Genomic DNA, 15394 nt, shown 5'->3' with positions numbered 1-15394 from the left:
ATTATTGAGGGCCGGACAGGCAGCTTTGCCATATGGATGCATCGCCCCTCCGCTGTCTGCTCATTGCCCGCCAAGGCCCCGAGGACCGGGAGGACCGCATCCAGGACCACCTGCTGGAACTGGCCGAGCTGGCCCGCAGCTGCGGCTTCGAGGTGCAGTCCAGGCGGGTCCTGAAGCGCCCTCAGATTGCCCCCAAGACCTTCTACGGCTCCGGGCAGCTGGAGGCCCTGGCCCAGGAGGCCGGTCGCCACGGGGTGACCCACCTGATCTGCGACGACGAGCTGACCGGCAGTCAGGTGAACGCCATCGAGAAGCTGACGGGGCTCATCTGCCTGGACCGCACGGGCCTCATCCTCAGCATCTTCGAGCAGCGGGCGCAGACCCGGGAGGCCAAGGCCCAGGTGGAGCTGGCCCGCTGTGAATACGAACTCCCCCGCCTGAAGGGGGCCTGGACCCACTTGGAGCGCCAGGGCGGGGGTGTGGGCCTGCGTGGGGGACCGGGCGAGACCCAGATCGAGGTCGACCGCCGCATGGTGCGCACCCGCATCAGCCAGCTCAAACGGGAGCTCAGCCACCTGGAGCAGGTGCGGAAGACCCAGCGGGACGGCCGCCCCAAGGGCCTGCCCCGGGTGGCCCTGGTGGGCTACACCAACGCGGGCAAAACCAGCCTTCTGAAGGCTTTGACGGGCGAGGGGGAACCCCGCGACCTGCTCTTCGCCACCCTGGACACCACCACCCGCAAGGCCTGGCTGGGCCAGGACTTCAACCCGGAGACCGGGGAGGGCAGCCTGGAGCCCAAGCACTGCCTCGTGGCCGACACCGTGGGCTTCATCCGCAAGCTGCCCCATCAACTGGTGGCCGCCTTCCGTAGCACCCTGGGAGAGGTCCGCACCGCCGATGCCCTGCTGGTGGTGGCGGATGCCGCCCACCCGGACCTGGAGGATCACCTCAAGGTGGTGGGGGCCACCCTGCGGGAGATCGGCTGTGAGCCCGAGGGCATCGAAGCCCAGCCCCGGCTGCTGGTGCTCAACCAGGTGGATCGCCTGCACCGCCCCCAGAAGCTGGATCTGAAGAAACGCCACCCTGGCGCCGTGCAGTCCTGTGCCATTGAAAACCTGGGCCTGGATGAGATCCGGCTGTGGTTGCGGGAGCTGATTCCCGGGCCCGCCAAGCCCCGGGAACTGGAAGCCTGGGAGTTGCCGGAAGCCACGCCTGCTCCCTGAACAAAACCCCCCTCCAGGTGGATTGGGGTAGACAGGGGGACTTCTGTTGCGTAGTTTGTTGCTTATGCAACGATCTGCCGCCTGGACCACCGCGAGCCTGCCCCACGCCATCACCGCCGTGAAGAGCCGCATGCGGCAAGTGGCCTGGCGGGGCCTGGCGCCCTTTGGCATTTCGCCCCAGCAGTACCAGCTCATCATGGCCATGGCTGAAAAGGATCAACGCTGCCATGGCGACCTGGCCAAGTGCACCTGGATGGACAAGCCCACCGCCAGCCGGACCCTGCGGATCCTCCAGGAACGCGGGCTCGTGCGCTCCGAGGTGGACCCCACCCAGCGCCGCCGGGTGCTCTTCAGTCTGGAGCCGAAGGGGCTGGCCATGGTGGACGCCCTTCTGGAATTCCGCCGCTTCATGCGGGAGGGCATGGAGCAGGGGCTGGGCCCAGCCGAACGCCAGCAGCTGCGAGCCCTCCTGGGTTCGGTGATGGACAACCTCGATCGCATGGAGGCGGAGCTGAGTGAGCCCGCCCCCAAGAAAGCCTAAGGAGCGCCAGTCATGTGGATCGTCCGACTTGCGCTGCGTCGCCCCTATACGACGGCCGTGATGTGCCTGCTGGTGCTGATGATGGGCGTGCTCTCCATCCAGCGCATGGCCGTGGACATCTTCCCCAGCATTGATATTCCCGTGGTGGCGGTGGTCTGGCAGTACGGCGGCCTGTCCCCCGAGGAGATGGAACGCCGGGTGGTGACCATCAGCGAACGGGCCATGTCCACCACGGTGAACGGCATCGAGCGCATCGAATCGCAGAGCATCCAGGGCATCGGCCTCCTGCGGGTGTACTTCCAGCCCGGCACGGACATCGGCGCGGCCATCGCCCAGATATCCGCCATCAGCGGCCCCATCCTGCGCATCATGCCGCCGGGCATGACGGCCCCGGCGGTCATCCAGTTCAACGCCAGCAATGTGCCCGTGGTACAGCTGGCCGCGCGCAGCGACACCCTGCCCGAGCAGCAAGTCGTGGACTACGCCTCCAACTTCATCCGCCTTCGGCTCTTCACCATCCCTGGCTTGTCCACGCCACTGCCGTACGGCGGCAAGCAGCGGCAGGTCTCCGTGGACATCGACACCGCCAAGCTCGCGGCTCGTGGCCTCAGCCCGGCGGATGTGGTGAACGCGCTCTCGGCGGAGAACGTCATCACCCCGGCGGGTTCCGCCCGCATGGGCAGCCGTGAAATCCCCGTGCTGACCAACTCCAGCCCGGCTTCCATCGAGGAGTTCAAGGGGCTTCCTCTGAAGCTGGTGAACGGCGCGCCAGTGCTGCTGGGGGACGTGGCGCGGGTCTACGATGGTTTTGCCGATCAGACCAACATCGTGCGCATCAACGGCCAGCGCGCCACCTACCTGGCCATTCTGAAGAAGGCGGATGCCTCCACGCTGGCGGTGGTGGACGCGGCCAAGGAGGTGCTGCCCAGCATCCAGGCGGCGGCGCCCAAGGGCATGGAACTGCACTTCGACTTCGACCAGAGCCACTTCGTGCGGGCAGCCATCCTGGATGTGGCCAAGGAGGCCCTGGCCTCCTCGCTGCTCGTCTCGCTCATGATCCTGCTCTTCCTGGGCTCCTGGCGCAGCATGCTCATCGTCTGCACCAGCATTCCCCTGGCCATTCTGGTGGGCCTGGTGGGGCTGAAATTGTCGGGCCAGACGCTCAACATCATGACCCTGGGCGGCCTCAGCCTGGCCATCGGCATGCTGGTGGACGATGCCACGGTGGAGGTGGAGAATATCCACCGCAACCAGGCCATGGGCAAGCCGCTCACGGTGGCCATTCTCGATGGCGCCAGCCAGATCGCCGTGCCGGCCATCGTGGCCACGCTGGCCATCTGCATTGTGTTCTTCCCGGTGGTGCTGCTGGTGGGCCCGGCCAAGTACCTCTTCACGCCCCTGGCCATGGCCGTGGTGTTCTCGATGCTGGCCTCCTACGTGCTGTCGCGCACCTTGGTTCCGACCATGGCCCGCATGCTCATGGGCCATGATCATCCCGAGCCGGAGAGCCTCACAGGCCGCTTCAATGCCTGGCGGGAGAAGTGGCTGGGCCGCCTTCAGGAGGCCTACGGCAGGGCCCTGGACCAGGTGCTGCACCATCGTGTGTTCGTGCTCGTGATCTCCATCGCCTTCCTGCTGGTGAGCTCCGGCCTGCTCTTCGGCATCGGCCGCGACTTCTTCCCCACGGTGGATGTGGGCCTCATGAAGCTGCACGTGCGCGCTCCGGTGGGCACACGGCTGGAGGAGACCGAGCGCCTCGTGGCCCAGGTGGAGACCGAAATCCGTGCGCTCATCCCTGCCTCGGAACTGCGCTCCGTCAACAGCAACATCGGGGTGGCCAACGCCTTCAACATGGCCTACATGCCCAGTGACAACGTCACCAGCCAGGATGCGGACATCTTCCTCTCGCTGGCGCCTGAGGGCCACCACACCCGCGAGCACATGGCGAAGCTGCGGACGGAACTGCCCAAGCGCCTGCCCGGCCTCAGCTTCTACTTCCAGCCCGCCGACATCGTGAGCCAGGTGCTGAATTTCGGCGTGGCCGCACCCATCGATGTCCAAATCGAAGGCCCCAACCTGAAGGCCAGCGCCGAGGTGGCCCAGCGCCTGAAAACCGCCATGCAGCAGGTGCCGGGCGCCGTGGATGTGCGCATCAAGCAGGTGACGGAATCCCCGGCCTACCGCGTGGAGGTGGATCGCCTGAGCGCGGCGCGGGTGGGCGTGGCTCAGCGCGACGTGGCCAATGGTCTGCTGGTGTCGCTGTCGGGCAATGGCCAGCTGGCGCCCTCCTATTTCCTCAACCCGGCCAACGGCGTGAACTACACGGTGGTGGTGAAGTCGCCCCTGGCCAGCCTGGATTCGCCGGATCGCCTGATGGGCACTCCCTTCGGCCTGCCCGGCTCTGCCAACCTCCTGCAGGCCGATCCCTTCAAAGCTGCCGGGCCCGGCGCCCAGACCGCCTTCCAGCCGCTGTCGAACCTGGCTTCCATCCAGCGCATCAGCACTCCCAGCGAGATCAACCACTACACGGTGCAGCGGGTGCTCGATGTGATGGCCAACGCCGAAGGCCGCGACCTGGGCAGCGTGGTGCGGGACATCGAAACCCAGATCAAGGCGCTGGGGCCGCTGCCTCCGCCCATGAAGATCCGCATCCGGGGCCAGAACGAAGTGATGACCGAATCCTTCCGCAGCCTGGGCGGTGGCCTGGTCATCGCCATTGCGCTGGTCTACCTGCTCATGGTGGTGCTGTTCCAGAGCTGGCTGGATCCTTTCATCATCATCATGGCGGTGCCGGGAGCCCTGGTGGGCATCCTGTGGATGCTGGCGCTCACCGGAACGACATTCAATGTCGAATCGCTCATGGGAGCCATCATGGCCGTGGGCATCGCCACCTCCAACGCCATCCTCATCGTGAGCTTCGCCAACGAGGTGCGCGCGGGGAACCCCGGGCTCAGCGCCGTCGAAGCGGCCCTGGAGGCGGGCAAGGTGCGCCTGCGCCCCGTGCTCATGACGGCGCTGGCCATGATCATCGGCATGGTGCCCATGGCCTTGGCCCTGGGCGAGGCGGGCAGCCAGAACGCGCCCCTGGGCCGGGCGGTCATCGGCGGCCTGCTCATGGCCACCTTCGTCACCCTCTTCATCGTGCCCGTCGTCTACAGCCTGCTGCGGAAGAAGCCGCCCACGGCGCATCTGCTGGAGAGCAAGTTCCAAAGGGAACAGGAAGGAAGTGAAGCATGAGCGAGCGACCGGAATCCCCGACCTTCAAGCTGGGGGGCCTCCTCACGGTGGCCGCAGCGGCCCTGGGCCTGGGCGTCATCCTATGGTCCAAGCAATCCGGCCTGAAGGAGGAGACCCGTCAGCGCAAGGCCGAGGTGGAGGCGGGCCCGCGGGTGCGCGTCCTCCGGCTGGGCGCCCAATCCTCTGACCGGAACCTCAGCCTCCAGGGCGAGGCGCTGCCCTTCGCCAGCACCACCCTCTACGCCAAGGTGAGCGGCTTCCTGCGCAGCATCCCCGTGGACAAGGGCTCAGCCGTGAGTGCGGGCCAGGTGGTGGCCGTGGTGGAGTCTCCCGAAACGGACCGCGACACCCAGGCCCTCCAGGCTGATGCGGACAACAAGCGGCGCAACGCGGAACGCAGCCGGGCCCTGGGGAAGGACGGTCTCCTGAGCCCCCGGGATGTGGAACAGGCCGAGGCTGATGCCAAGGTGGCGGCGGAAAAGCTGGCCTCCCAGACCACCCTCAAGGGCTACCAGGTGGTGAGGGCCCCCTTCAGCGGGGTGGTGACTCAGCGCTTCGCCGATCCAGGCGCCCTGGTGCAGAACGGGGGCACCACCAGTTCGGCCCAGCCCCTGGTCACCCTGGCCCAGGTGGATCGGCTGCGGGTGACCTTCTATCTGGATGCCTCCGTGGCCTCTCTGGTGAAGCCGGGCACCCTGGTGGACGTGCGGCCCGCGGAGCGGCCGGAGCTGGTCCGTCCCGTGACGGTGAGCCGCGTGGCCGGGGCCCTGGATCCCCGTACCCGAACCCTGCTGGCGGAGGCCGATCTGGACAACCGGGATGGGGCCTTCCTGGCGGGCGGGTTCGTGCAGGTGAGTCTGAAGGTGAAGGCCTCCAGCCGCTTCGCCGTGCCCACGGAGGCCGTGGTGCTGAGGGACGGCAAGTCCCTGGCTGCCGTGGTTCAAGCTGATGGCCGAGTTCGCTTTCAGGTGCTGCAGCTGGGCGAGGAAGAGGATCAGCGCATCCGCGTGCTGGGCGGCCTGCAGCCTGGCGATACCGTGGTGCTCAACCCGCCCTTCGGCCTGAAGGACGGAGACAAGGTTCAGGCCACAGGCGCCTGATCCTCGTTCTTCAGGGGCAGCAGACCTACCGTGGCCGCCAGGCCCACCGCCAGCAGGATGCGCAGGAAGAAGAGGTTCCGGCTGGTGCCGTGGGCCTTGTTGTAGGCCACGCGATCCGTGTGATCCGGCGCCAGACTCTCGATGGGTGCATCGATGCGGGCACGGATGGCCTGGATCTTGGGCGTGATGACGAAGCTGCTGGCCAGGCACATGAGCAGGGCCACCAGCAGGGCGGAACTCCAGAGGCGAAGGGGGCCGATGACATCCTCCTTCACCTCAGCCATCCAGCGGCCGACCCAGCTGAGTCCGGCCAGCGCGAAGACCGCCCAGGCCGCCCAGTCCAGGCGCCCGATGATGAGTCCGGCGATGCGTCCGGCCACATCGCGGCTGGGCAGTTCCCGGAAGAAGACGGGGGCGGAGAACACGCCGAAGCCCAGGGCGGCGCCCGCCCACAGGAGAAGAAGGATCTGGGTGATTTGATCGAGGCGGTGCAGCGAACGCGGACTCATGGCTTCCTGAAGGCGGGAGGGGGGTTCTACCACTCGTTGTAGGGGATGCCGTCCTCGCTCTTATCCGCAGAACCACTGCGGACGCGCCAGATTCCCAGTTCTGCATCAGGGTTTTCGGGATCCGGTGGCTCCAGTTCGGTCTGCCAGGTATCGCGGGACCGCGTCATGGGATCCCAGGGCATGTCCCGCAGGTAGCCCAGTTCGCGCAGGGCGTTGAGGCTGGAGGGGTACTTGCCCCGGTCCGCCCGGTACTGCTCCAGGGCATGGTTCAGCTGGAAGATATTCTCCCGCAGCACCGATTCCCGGGCCACCAGCGTCTTATGGCGGTACCCAGCCAATCCCACCGTGGCCAGCAAGGCCAGGATGGTCATGACCACGATGAGCTCGATGAGGGTGAACCCCCGCTGGCGGATGGGCTGGACGTGCATGGAACCACCTTACCGCAGGGATGAGGCGGGGCCTATGCAGGTTCTATTGGAGCGCCCCGCTGTTGGTCCGGAATCACTTGGCGGTGAAGGCCACCGGATTCGCCCCCGGCCAATCCGTATCCCCCGTGCGCTTGAGAGTCATCTCGAAGGTGCGGACTGGCGCGGCTCCTGGGAAGATGCGGTCGCCTACCTCATGCCAGACTCCGTCTTTCACCGTGGCGGTGTAGCGGATCACCCCAGGGCCGATGGGGATGTCCCAGGTGTAGCCCCCGGCGGTGGGGGTGAGGGTGAAGGTGCCGGCATAGCCCATGGCGTAGGAGCGGAACTCGTAGGTTTTCGTCTGCGCACTGTAGGACACCACGCCGAAAGCATTGAAGCCGGTGCTGCCATCCGCTTTATAGCCGCGGCCCTCGACGAGGATGATGTCGCCGCCCAGCAGGGGGCCCATGCGCTCGGTCTGGGTGACCTTGTAGCGGCTGCCATCCATGGCAACCCCGGAGGCCTCGCCCACCCAGGTGCCGCGCATGAATGAGAGCTTGGCCATGGCCTCGGTGGTGGTCGAGGGGGCCTGGGCAGACAGAACCGTCGCCAGGCAGAGGAGGGGAAGGGGGGAGCGGGTGGGCATGGGATATCTCCATGGGGGACGGGGCTCGGCCCGGGGTTCCATGAATAATCCAGACGGGGCCTGCCTTCAGGGGGCTCCTCGAGGAAGGATCAAAAAATGATACTGAATAGCAGAAAATGATCTACAGGAGGGGGCATGGCCACGGCGTCCAAGGTTCGGGACAACCTGCGGGCTCTGCTGCGGCGGCAGCGGCTCACCTACAAGGAGGTGGCCCAGCGCCTGGGCCTCAGCGAGGCCACCTTGAAGCGTCTGCTCTCGGGCCATACAGCCCTCACGTTGCAGCGGGTGGATGAGCTCTGCCAGGCGCTGGGCGTCACCCCGGCGGAAGTGTTGCGCGAGGCGACCGTGGGCGTGGAGGTGCCTCGGGCCGTGCTTAGCTGGGAGCAGGAGGCGGCCCTGGCCAAGGACACCGAGCTGTTCGGCGTCTTTTCCGGGCTCCTCAAAGGCCTGACCTTCCAGGACGGGTCTCTTTCAGGACCGGAGGCAGAGCGGGTGGACCTCCTGTTGAATCAACTGGTGCGGCTGGGCCTGGCGCGTTTCACGCCGAACGGCCCGCAGGTGCTGGCGGAGCGGCGCTACCAGTGGTTATCGGGTGGACCTCTGGCAAAACGCTACGGTCCAGCCCTGCGAGCGGATTTTCTGGACGCCCCATTCAACGGCCCAGGAGAGTCCAGCCACTTTCTGTCCCTGGTGCTCTCCGAACGTTCCAAAAAGGTGGCCCTGCTCATGGAAAAGCGCTTCATCCAGAACCTCAACCGCCTGTCTCGGGAAGACCTCCTGGCCGACCCGGAGGTGGTGGGTACCCTCACCGTGTTCACAGCGCTGCGCCCCTGGACGCCGACGATGTTTCGGGCCTAGAGAACGCCGCGCTTCTTCTGATCCAACTCAATGGAGTCGTACAGGGCCTGGAGAACGACGATGGGTGGTGAACAAGCCCTACCAGGAGCACGGAGGAATCGGGCGGCTGTATCCATTCCAGGAGAAGTCTGAGCCCGGAGGGCGAAGAGGTTGCCCTCGCCAAAGCCCATGTCGCGAGGACAAGAAGGAGGCTGCGGTGCAGCCTCCTTCCCGAGCAGGGTAGGCAGGGGCAGGGGCCCCGGCCGTGGGGAGCATGGGCGCGTTAGAGAACGCCGCGCTTCTTCTGATCCAACTCAATGGAGTCGTACAGGGCCTGGAAGTTGCCCTCGCCAAAGCCCATGTTCCCCCTCCGCTGGATGATCTCGAAGAACAGCGGCCCGATCTGATCCTCCGTGAAGATCTGCAGCAGGTAGCCGGTTTCATCGCCGTCGATCTGGACGCCGATCTCCTTCACCTGGTCGAGGTCTTCGCGCACGGTGTAGCCACCCTTGGCGATGCGGCCGGGCAGCAGTTCGTAGTAGGTGTCGGGCACGCGGAGGAACTTGAGGCCCTGGGCCTGGAGGGTGCGGAGGGTGTGGAAGATGTCGTTGGTGGACATGGCGATGTGCTGGACGCCCTGGCCCTTGTGCCGGTTGACGTACTCCTGCACCTGGCTCTTCTCGTCCGTGGGCTGATTGATGGGGATGATGATCTGGTTGTTGGCGCTCTGCACCACCTTGGAATCCAGCCCCGTGCCCAGGGCACCACGGATGTGGAACTCCCGGGTGACGCCGAAGCCATAGAGGCGCTCGTAGAAATCCACCAGCGCGTCCATCTCGGCGGGGCCCACGTTGTTGGTGAGGTGATCCACGCGCACCAGGCCGGGGTCGCAGAAGGCTGGGGCGGGATCGGGCGAGAGCCCGGGCCAGAAGGCGTCGGTCACGCCCTTCCGTTCGACGAGGAAGTTCCAGACATCGCCCACGCCCTGGATGGCCGCGAAGCGGAGGGTGCCTTCACCCAGCGTGTGGGATTCAGGCTCGAGCATGATGCGGGCCCGGTTGGACCGGGCGTGGGCCAGGGCGGCATCCAGGTCTTCCACCAGGAAGTTCAGGGCGCACACGCCTTCGCCGTGGGCCTGGAAGTAGCGCCCCGCCGGGTGGGTGGCATCGGCCTCGAAGATGAGGATGTCCATGCGCTGCTGGCGGAGGTGGACCAGGCGGCCCCAAGACTGCTGGCCGCTGGCCACGCGGGCGAACCCCAGATTCCGGTAGAGGGGCTCCAGCCGGGCGATGGAGCCCGTCAGCTGGAAGTGGTCGATGCGGCTGAGGCCCATGGGATTGCTGGCGGCCTTCGCTTCGGTGGGAGCGCTGAGGGCAAAGCTGGGCGTGGACATGGGAGATCCTTGGTTGGGGGATTCCCAGTGTGCGAGGCCAAGGGCGTGACGGGAGTCACACTGCCTATGATTAGTTCAATGAAAACAATATTTGAATACCATTGAGTCGTTTTTGAGTGAAAATGAAACGGGCCCGCAAAGCGGGCCCGTTAGCGATCTGCGCGAAGCGCGGATCAAGCTTAACTTAGTGAAGTGGCGATGACCTTTTCCTTGCTGTAGAACTCGAGCACATCGCCTTCCTTCAGCTCGTCGAAGCCGTCGAGGGAGATGCCGCAGTCGAGGCCGTTCTTCACCTCGGTCACGTCTTCCTTGAAACGCTTCAGGTTCTTCAGGCCACCCTCGAACAGGACGTCTTCGCCCCGCTTGACGCGCACCTTGAAGGTCTTCTGCACCTTGCCTTCGGTGACGAAGGAGCCGGCGATGACGGTGCGGCCGATCTTGAAGAGCTGGCGAACCTCGGCCTGGCCGTGGATGGTTTCCTTCTCGGTCGCATCCAGCATGCCGACCATGGCCTGCTCGATCTCCTCGGTGACCTTGTAGATGATGTCGTGGAAACGCAGATCCACGCCCTCTTCCCGGGCCAGTTCCTCGGTCTTCTTCTCGGCCTTGGTGTGGAAGCCGATGATGGTGGCCTTGGAGGCCTCGGCCAGGAGCACGTCGTTCTCGGTGACGGTGCCAGCGGCGCTGTGGATGATGCGCACGCGGACCTTTTCGGTGCTGAGGCGCTCCAGCTGTCCCACGAGGGACTCCACGGAACCCTGGGTGTCGGCCTTGATGATGAGAGGCAGCTCTTTGACCTGACCGTCCTTGATGGTACTGAAGAGGGTCTCGAGCGTGGCGCGCTGCTTCTGCTGGGCGGCCTGCTTGGCCTTCTCCTGGCGGAAGGTGGCGATGGTGCGGGCCTTGGCCTCGTCTTCCACCACCTGGAAGTTGTCGCCGGCGCTGGGCACTTCCTCGAAGCCGAGGATCTGCACGGCGCTTGAAGGACCAGCTTCCGTGACCTTGCGGCCCAGATCGTCGAACATGGCGCGGACGCGGCCCATGGTGGCACCGGCCACGAAGATGTCGCCGGCCTTCAGGGTGCCGTTCTGTACCAGCACCGTGGCCACGGGGCCGCGGCCCCGGTCGAGGCGGCCTTCAATAATGGAACCGGCGGCAGGGCAGTCATAGACGGCCTTGAGTTCCTTGAGATCGGCCACCAGGAGCAGCGTCTCGAGCAGTTCGTCGAGGCCCTGCTTGGTCTTGGCGCTGACGAGCACAGCGGGCACATCGCCGCCGTAGGCTTCAGTCTGGACGCTGTGCTGGAGCAGGCCCTGCTGGACCTTGTCCGGGTTGGCGCCGGGCTTGTCGATCTTGTTGACGGCGACCACCAGCGGCACATCCGCAGCCTTGGCGTGGTTGATGGATTCCACGGTCTGCGGCATGACGCCGTCGTCCGCGGCCACCACCAGGATGGCGATGTCCGTGACCTTGGCGCCGCGGGCGCGCATCTTGGTGAAGGCCTCGTGACCCGGGGTGTCGAGGAAGACCACCTGGCGCAGTTCGCCAGTGTTCGGATCCTTCACATCCACATGGTAGGCACCCACGTGCTGGGTGATGCCACCGGCTTCGCCCGCGGCCACCTTGGTCTTGCGGATGGCGTCCAGCAGCGAGGTCTTGCCGTGGTCGACGTGGCCCATGATGGTGACGACCGGAGGACGGGGGCGCTTCTCGCCCTGCACCTCGGCGGACTCGTCGGCCATGATCTGGACATCCTCCTCGAAGGAGACGATGTCGGCCAGGTAGCCGAATTCGCGGGCGATGTCCTTGGCCATCTCGGTGTCGAGGGGCTGGTTGATGGTGGCGAAGATGCCGCGGTGGAGCAGCTTGGCCACCACATCCTTGGCAGGGCGGTTGCACTTCTCCGCCAGTTCCTTCACCGTCACGCCTTCAGACAGCATGACGATGCCGATTTCCTCTTCGATGTACTCGCTGGCCACCTGCTGGGCGCGGGAACGGGGCTGGCGGAGCTTGAGGTCGAGCTCTTCTTCCTTGCTCCGGACGTAGCCGCCCTTCTTCTTCTTGCCGCCCACATGGGCGCCGCGACCGGGGCCCTTCTGGCTGTTGGGATCGATGGGGCCGGAGGCGGGAATGGAGGGACCGCGGCCGGGACCGCCGGGGCGGCCACCAGGGCCACCAGGACGACCACCAGGGCCACCGGGACGGGCACCGGGACCACCGGGACGACCGCCGGGGCCACCGGGACCGCGGCTGCCGGGACCACCAGGACCACCGGGGCGACCACCAGGGCCGCTGGGGCGGCTGCCGGGCGCAGGCCGTGCCTGGGGCAGTTGGATGTAACGGGCGGGCTCCGTGGAGCGGGGCGGCGGCGCCGGCGTGTCTGAAGTCTTGATGCGGCTGAAGCCCTGATCCGGGCGCATCTCGGTGATGGCGGGCGGAATGTAGGGGCGTCGCGAAGGCTGCACCGGGGCGGGGGGCTCATGGCGAACTTCACCGCGGCCAGTGTTGGTGGCCATCTGGAGGACGGCCTTTTCCTTCTGCGGCATGCCCGAACGCTGGACATTGCTGGGCGACTGGCCTGGGCGCTGGACGATGGGACGGGCGCCCGCCTCAGGACGGGGGCCGCTGCCAGAGGCCGGGTTCTGGGCCGAGGGCTGGGCGGGACGCTGGGCACCGGGGCCCGTGGGCCGGGCCGGGGGCAATTGGATGTATCGCGCAGGCTTGTCCTCGCGCGGGGGCGGGGCGGGTGCCGCGGTGGAGATCTTCAGCCGGGAGAAGGTCTCCACGGGTGCCTCTGGGGCCGCGGGGCGGACCGGGGCGGCTGCAGGGCTTTCCGGCACGGGGGTGGTTGCCTGGGGCACCGGGGCGGCGGGAGCCACGGCCGTCACGGAAGGGGCCGGGGCCTCGGCTTTGGGTGCCTCGGGCTCGGGCCGGGTCTCAGGCCGGGCCTCCGGCTTCGGCTCGGCCTTCTTCACCAGCACGGCCGGGGCGGGGCGGGGCGCCTCGACCTGAGGCTCATGCTTGGGCTCGGGCTTGGCTTCCGGCTGGTGGGAAGGGGCGGGGCCCTTGACCACCTTCACGGCGGCGGAAGGCTTGTGCAGGGCGAGGGGCGAGGCTTCGTCCTCACCTTTGCCCTTGCCCTGGAAGCCGCGGCGGAGCTGATCCGCCTGGTCATCGGTAAGGTTGGAGCTGTGGCTCTTCCCTTGGAGGCCCAGACGCTTCTCACAGGCCTCGATGACCTCCTGATTGGCGACTCCGAGCTCTTTGGCGAGTTGGTTGATACGCAGCATGTAAGCGGACTACCTCGGCCTGGGGGGTGGGGAACGGGAAGGGCTGCAGGACTACAGCCTACTCCCCGAAGTGAGCCTGCACGGCATCGATGAGACGGAAGGCCAGATCCTGATCCATGCCCTCAACCTGCATGAGCTGCTCGGCAGTGACAGTGTAAAGGGATTTGGCGTCAGGATAGCCCGCATTGGCGAGACGCTCCGCCAGGGCGGCGTCCAGACCCTCGACCTGGAGCGTGTCGAGGAGGCTGGAGGCGGGGGAAGCGGCTTCTTCCGCCTCGTCAGTGTCGGCGTGGACCTCGGGGAGGGCCAGGCCCATGGCGACTTCGGCTTCGCGGCGCTTGTCAGCTTCGCTGCGGACGTCGATGTTCCAGCCCGTGAGCTTGGCGGCGAGGCGCACGTTTTGGCCGCGCTTGCCGATGGCGACACTGAGCTGCTCGTCATCCACCACCACTTCCACCCGGCGGCCCTCGGGGTCGCCGAGGTTCACGCGGATGGCCTTGGCAGGGTTCAGGGCGTTGGCGATGAACTGGGCCGGATCGTCGGAGTAGCGGACGATGTCGATTTTCTCGTTCTTCAGCTCGCGGATGATGGCCTGCACACGGCTGCCCTTGAGGCCCACGCAGGCGCCCACGGGATCCACATCCGGATCGAGGCTGTGGACGGCCACCTTGGCGCGGTCGCCCGCTTCGCGCACGCAGTTGCGGATGACCACGGTGCCGTCATGGATTTCAGGCACTTCGTTCTCAAAGAGCTTGATGAGCAGCCGCGGATCGGTCCGGCTGACCTGCACCTGGGGATCCTTGGCGCTGCGGTCGACGCTGACGATGACCACCTTGATGCGCTGGCCCTTGTCGAAGCGGTCGCCGCGGAGCGCCTCACTGCGGCGCAGCATGGCTTCCACCCGGTCGATTTCAAGAATGATGGCGCTCTTCTCGAAGCGCTTGACCTCGGCCACCACCACCTCACCGATGCGGTCGGCGAACTCGGTGAAGATGCGCTCGCGCTCGGCCTCGCGGACCTTCTGCACCAGCACCTGCTTGGCAGCCTGGGCGGCGATGCGGCCCAGCTGGCTGGTGTCCTGGGGCAGCCACAGGGTGTCGCCCTCGGCAGCATCCGGATTCAGCACCTGAGCTTCAGCCAGGCTGATCTCCAGGTCCTCTTCCTCCACTTCGGCCACCACCTGCTTCAGGGCGTAGACATGGAACTCGCCGGTCTCCCGGTCCATCTGGGCCTGGAAGTTGCCGTAGAAATCCTGGGCATTGAAGTATTTGTCAGCGGCCTTGGCGAGGGCTTCCTCGACGGCGGCGAACACATCTTCTTCAGGGATGCCCTTTTCAGCGGCGATCATCTTCACGCTGTCGAAAAAGGTCGTTGCGACGTTTGCCATCTCAGGCCTCCTCTTCCTCGATGGCGCTTGTCTCTACGCCATCGGCATCAGGCAGTTCAGTGAACCGGCCCGTCAAGTGCTTGGGCCGGGGGGTCTTGTCTTCATCAAACGGGGCCAAACGAGCCTTCTGCATGGCCTCGATGGGCACGGTCTTGAGCACGCCATCTTCTTCAAGGGTGACGCTGCCATCAGCCACAGGGCCGATCCAGCCTTTGAAGCGTTTCTGACCATTGATGGGTGCTGCGGTCTGGACGCGGCAGAGCCGTCCTGCGAACCGGCGGAAGTGGTCGGCCTTCACCAAGGGGCGTTCCATGCCGGGGCTGCTCACTTCCACGCCGAGGTGTTCCCGCAGGTCAGGGAATTCCACGTCCATCCAGAGCAGCAAGCCCTCGTGGGCGGTGGTGCAGTCGTCCAGCGTGACCTTGCGGTGGCTGGTTTCGGCATCAAGGTGGTCGATGTAGAGGCGCAGCATCTCGTCCTTGCCTTCGCGGACGGTCTCCAGATGCACCAGCTCGTAGCCCAGCAGGGCCAGCTGGCGTTCAAGGGGAGCCTGCACTTTCTTCAAATCCACTGACACTCCGACGACAGAACAACAAAAAAGGTGGGTCGAACCCACCCAGTCTTGGCGCCCGAAACGGGAAGCCATGGCCGAATTGAGCTTGGAGTCTAGCGCCTTTTCCCAGGAATCTCAAGGCAGGTTAATGCTGTCCGGGGGGCCTCCGCTGCGCGGACACCCCCGGGCCCCCACGCCTTGGCTCGGCGGAGCCGGGCCAAGGCTTTGCCCAATGTGGGGCGCGGTTGCCCGTTGCGGGTCAACCTTACCT

At 66.2% G+C, this 15394-nt stretch carries 12 protein-coding genes; 5 read left to right on the top strand and 7 right to left on the bottom strand.

The window, feature by feature from the left end; translation table 11 throughout:
- Positions 1-32 precede the first annotated feature (32 nt).
- The 4 genes from hflX (at position 33) to Q9293_RS16075 (ending at position 6101) form a co-directional block, all read left to right on the top strand.
- On the top strand, positions 33-1223 hold the full coding sequence (hflX, locus tag Q9293_RS16090; protein WP_306248277.1) for a GTPase HflX: 1191 nt from the start codon (positions 33-35) through the stop codon (positions 1221-1223).
- Positions 1224-1287: 64 nt separating this feature from the next.
- A complete protein-coding gene (locus Q9293_RS16085; RefSeq protein ID WP_306248274.1) occupies positions 1288-1764 on the top strand; it encodes a MarR family winged helix-turn-helix transcriptional regulator in 477 nt (158 codons plus the stop codon).
- Between the two features lie 12 nt (positions 1765-1776).
- Entirely contained in the window at positions 1777-5001 is a 3225-nt protein-coding gene (locus Q9293_RS16080) for an efflux RND transporter permease subunit (protein WP_306248272.1), read from the top strand.
- A complete protein-coding gene (locus tag Q9293_RS16075) occupies positions 4998-6101 on the top strand; it encodes an efflux RND transporter periplasmic adaptor subunit (RefSeq protein ID WP_306248270.1) in 1104 nt (367 codons plus the stop codon). The genes Q9293_RS16080 and Q9293_RS16075 overlap by 4 nt, the downstream gene beginning before the upstream one ends.
- On the opposite strand, the gene Q9293_RS16070 is transcribed toward Q9293_RS16075, so the two are convergent.
- The 3 genes from Q9293_RS16070 to Q9293_RS16060 all read right to left on the bottom strand — a co-directional run bounded on the left by Q9293_RS16070 (position 6083) and on the right by Q9293_RS16060 (position 7663).
- Positions 6083-6610 carry a DUF4149 domain-containing protein gene (locus tag Q9293_RS16070; protein ID WP_306248268.1) on the bottom strand — a complete coding sequence of 176 codons (528 nt, stop codon included), beginning with the start codon at positions 6608-6610 and terminating at the stop codon, positions 6083-6085. The genes Q9293_RS16075 and Q9293_RS16070 overlap by 19 nt on opposite strands.
- 26 nt (positions 6611-6636) lie before the next feature.
- Positions 6637-7038 carry a type II secretion system protein gene (locus Q9293_RS16065; protein ID WP_306248266.1) on the bottom strand — a complete coding sequence of 134 codons (402 nt, stop codon included), beginning with the start codon at positions 7036-7038 and terminating at the stop codon, positions 6637-6639.
- A 73-nt stretch (positions 7039-7111) separates the two neighbouring features.
- Positions 7112-7663 carry a hypothetical protein gene (locus tag Q9293_RS16060; RefSeq protein WP_306248264.1) on the bottom strand — a complete coding sequence of 184 codons (552 nt, stop codon included), beginning with the start codon at positions 7661-7663 and terminating at the stop codon, positions 7112-7114.
- Positions 7664-7798: 135 nt separating this feature from the next.
- On the opposite strand from Q9293_RS16060, the gene Q9293_RS16055 reads away from it, so the two are divergent.
- Positions 7799-8521, top strand: a complete 723-nt coding sequence (locus Q9293_RS16055; RefSeq protein ID WP_306248262.1) for a helix-turn-helix transcriptional regulator — start codon at positions 7799-7801, stop codon at positions 8519-8521.
- Between the two features lie 262 nt (positions 8522-8783).
- Here the strand turns inward: Q9293_RS16055 and hppD are convergent, their stop codons facing one another.
- The 4 genes from hppD to rimP all read right to left on the bottom strand — a co-directional run bounded on the left by hppD (position 8784) and on the right by rimP (position 15141).
- Positions 8784-9893, bottom strand: a complete 1110-nt coding sequence (gene hppD, locus Q9293_RS16050) for a 4-hydroxyphenylpyruvate dioxygenase (protein ID WP_306248260.1) — start codon at positions 9891-9893, stop codon at positions 8784-8786.
- Between the two features lie 179 nt (positions 9894-10072).
- Positions 10073-13183 (bottom strand): translation initiation factor IF-2, encoded by a 3111-nt coding sequence (infB, locus tag Q9293_RS16045; protein WP_306248259.1) that lies wholly within the window; start codon positions 13181-13183, stop codon positions 10073-10075.
- Between the two features lie 58 nt (positions 13184-13241).
- On the bottom strand, positions 13242-14570 hold the full coding sequence (nusA, locus tag Q9293_RS16040) for a transcription termination factor NusA (protein WP_306248258.1): 1329 nt from the start codon (positions 14568-14570) through the stop codon (positions 13242-13244).
- A gap of 1 nt (position 14571) precedes the next feature.
- Positions 14572-15141 carry a ribosome maturation factor RimP gene (rimP, locus tag Q9293_RS16035; RefSeq protein WP_306248257.1) on the bottom strand — a complete coding sequence of 190 codons (570 nt, stop codon included), beginning with the start codon at positions 15139-15141 and terminating at the stop codon, positions 14572-14574.
- Between the last annotated feature and the right edge of the window lie 253 nt (positions 15142-15394).

Origin of the sequence: Geothrix sp. PMB-07, from assembly GCF_030758935.1 — a bacterium.
Lineage (GTDB): Bacteria > Acidobacteriota > Holophagae > Holophagales > Holophagaceae > Geothrix.
This window is presented reverse-complemented; position numbering and strand designations above follow the sequence as displayed.

What these genes read in the sequence shown, in the direction of transcription:
- hflX (WP_306248277.1), top strand. Translation starts at nt 33, where the DNA reads ATGGATGCATCGCCCCTCCGCTGTCTGCTCATTGCCCGCCAAGGCCCC.
- Q9293_RS16085 (WP_306248274.1), top strand. Translation starts at nt 1,288, where the DNA reads ATGCAACGATCTGCCGCCTGGACCACCGCGAGCCTGCCCCACGCCATC.
- Q9293_RS16080 (WP_306248272.1), top strand. Translation starts at nt 1,777, where the DNA reads ATGTGGATCGTCCGACTTGCGCTGCGTCGCCCCTATACGACGGCCGTG.
- Q9293_RS16075 (WP_306248270.1), top strand. Translation starts at nt 4,998, where the DNA reads ATGAGCGAGCGACCGGAATCCCCGACCTTCAAGCTGGGGGGCCTCCTC.
- Q9293_RS16070 (WP_306248268.1), bottom strand. Translation starts at nt 6,610, where the DNA reads ATGAGTCCGCGTTCGCTGCACCGCCTCGATCAAATCACCCAGATCCTT.
- Q9293_RS16065 (WP_306248266.1), bottom strand. Translation starts at nt 7,038, where the DNA reads ATGCACGTCCAGCCCATCCGCCAGCGGGGGTTCACCCTCATCGAGCTC.
- Q9293_RS16060 (WP_306248264.1), bottom strand. Translation starts at nt 7,663, where the DNA reads ATGCCCACCCGCTCCCCCCTTCCCCTCCTCTGCCTGGCGACGGTTCTG.
- Q9293_RS16055 (WP_306248262.1), top strand. Translation starts at nt 7,799, where the DNA reads ATGGCCACGGCGTCCAAGGTTCGGGACAACCTGCGGGCTCTGCTGCGG.
- hppD (WP_306248260.1), bottom strand. Translation starts at nt 9,893, where the DNA reads ATGTCCACGCCCAGCTTTGCCCTCAGCGCTCCCACCGAAGCGAAGGCC.
- infB (WP_306248259.1), bottom strand. Translation starts at nt 13,183, where the DNA reads ATGCTGCGTATCAACCAACTCGCCAAAGAGCTCGGAGTCGCCAATCAG.
- nusA (WP_306248258.1), bottom strand. Translation starts at nt 14,570, where the DNA reads ATGGCAAACGTCGCAACGACCTTTTTCGACAGCGTGAAGATGATCGCC.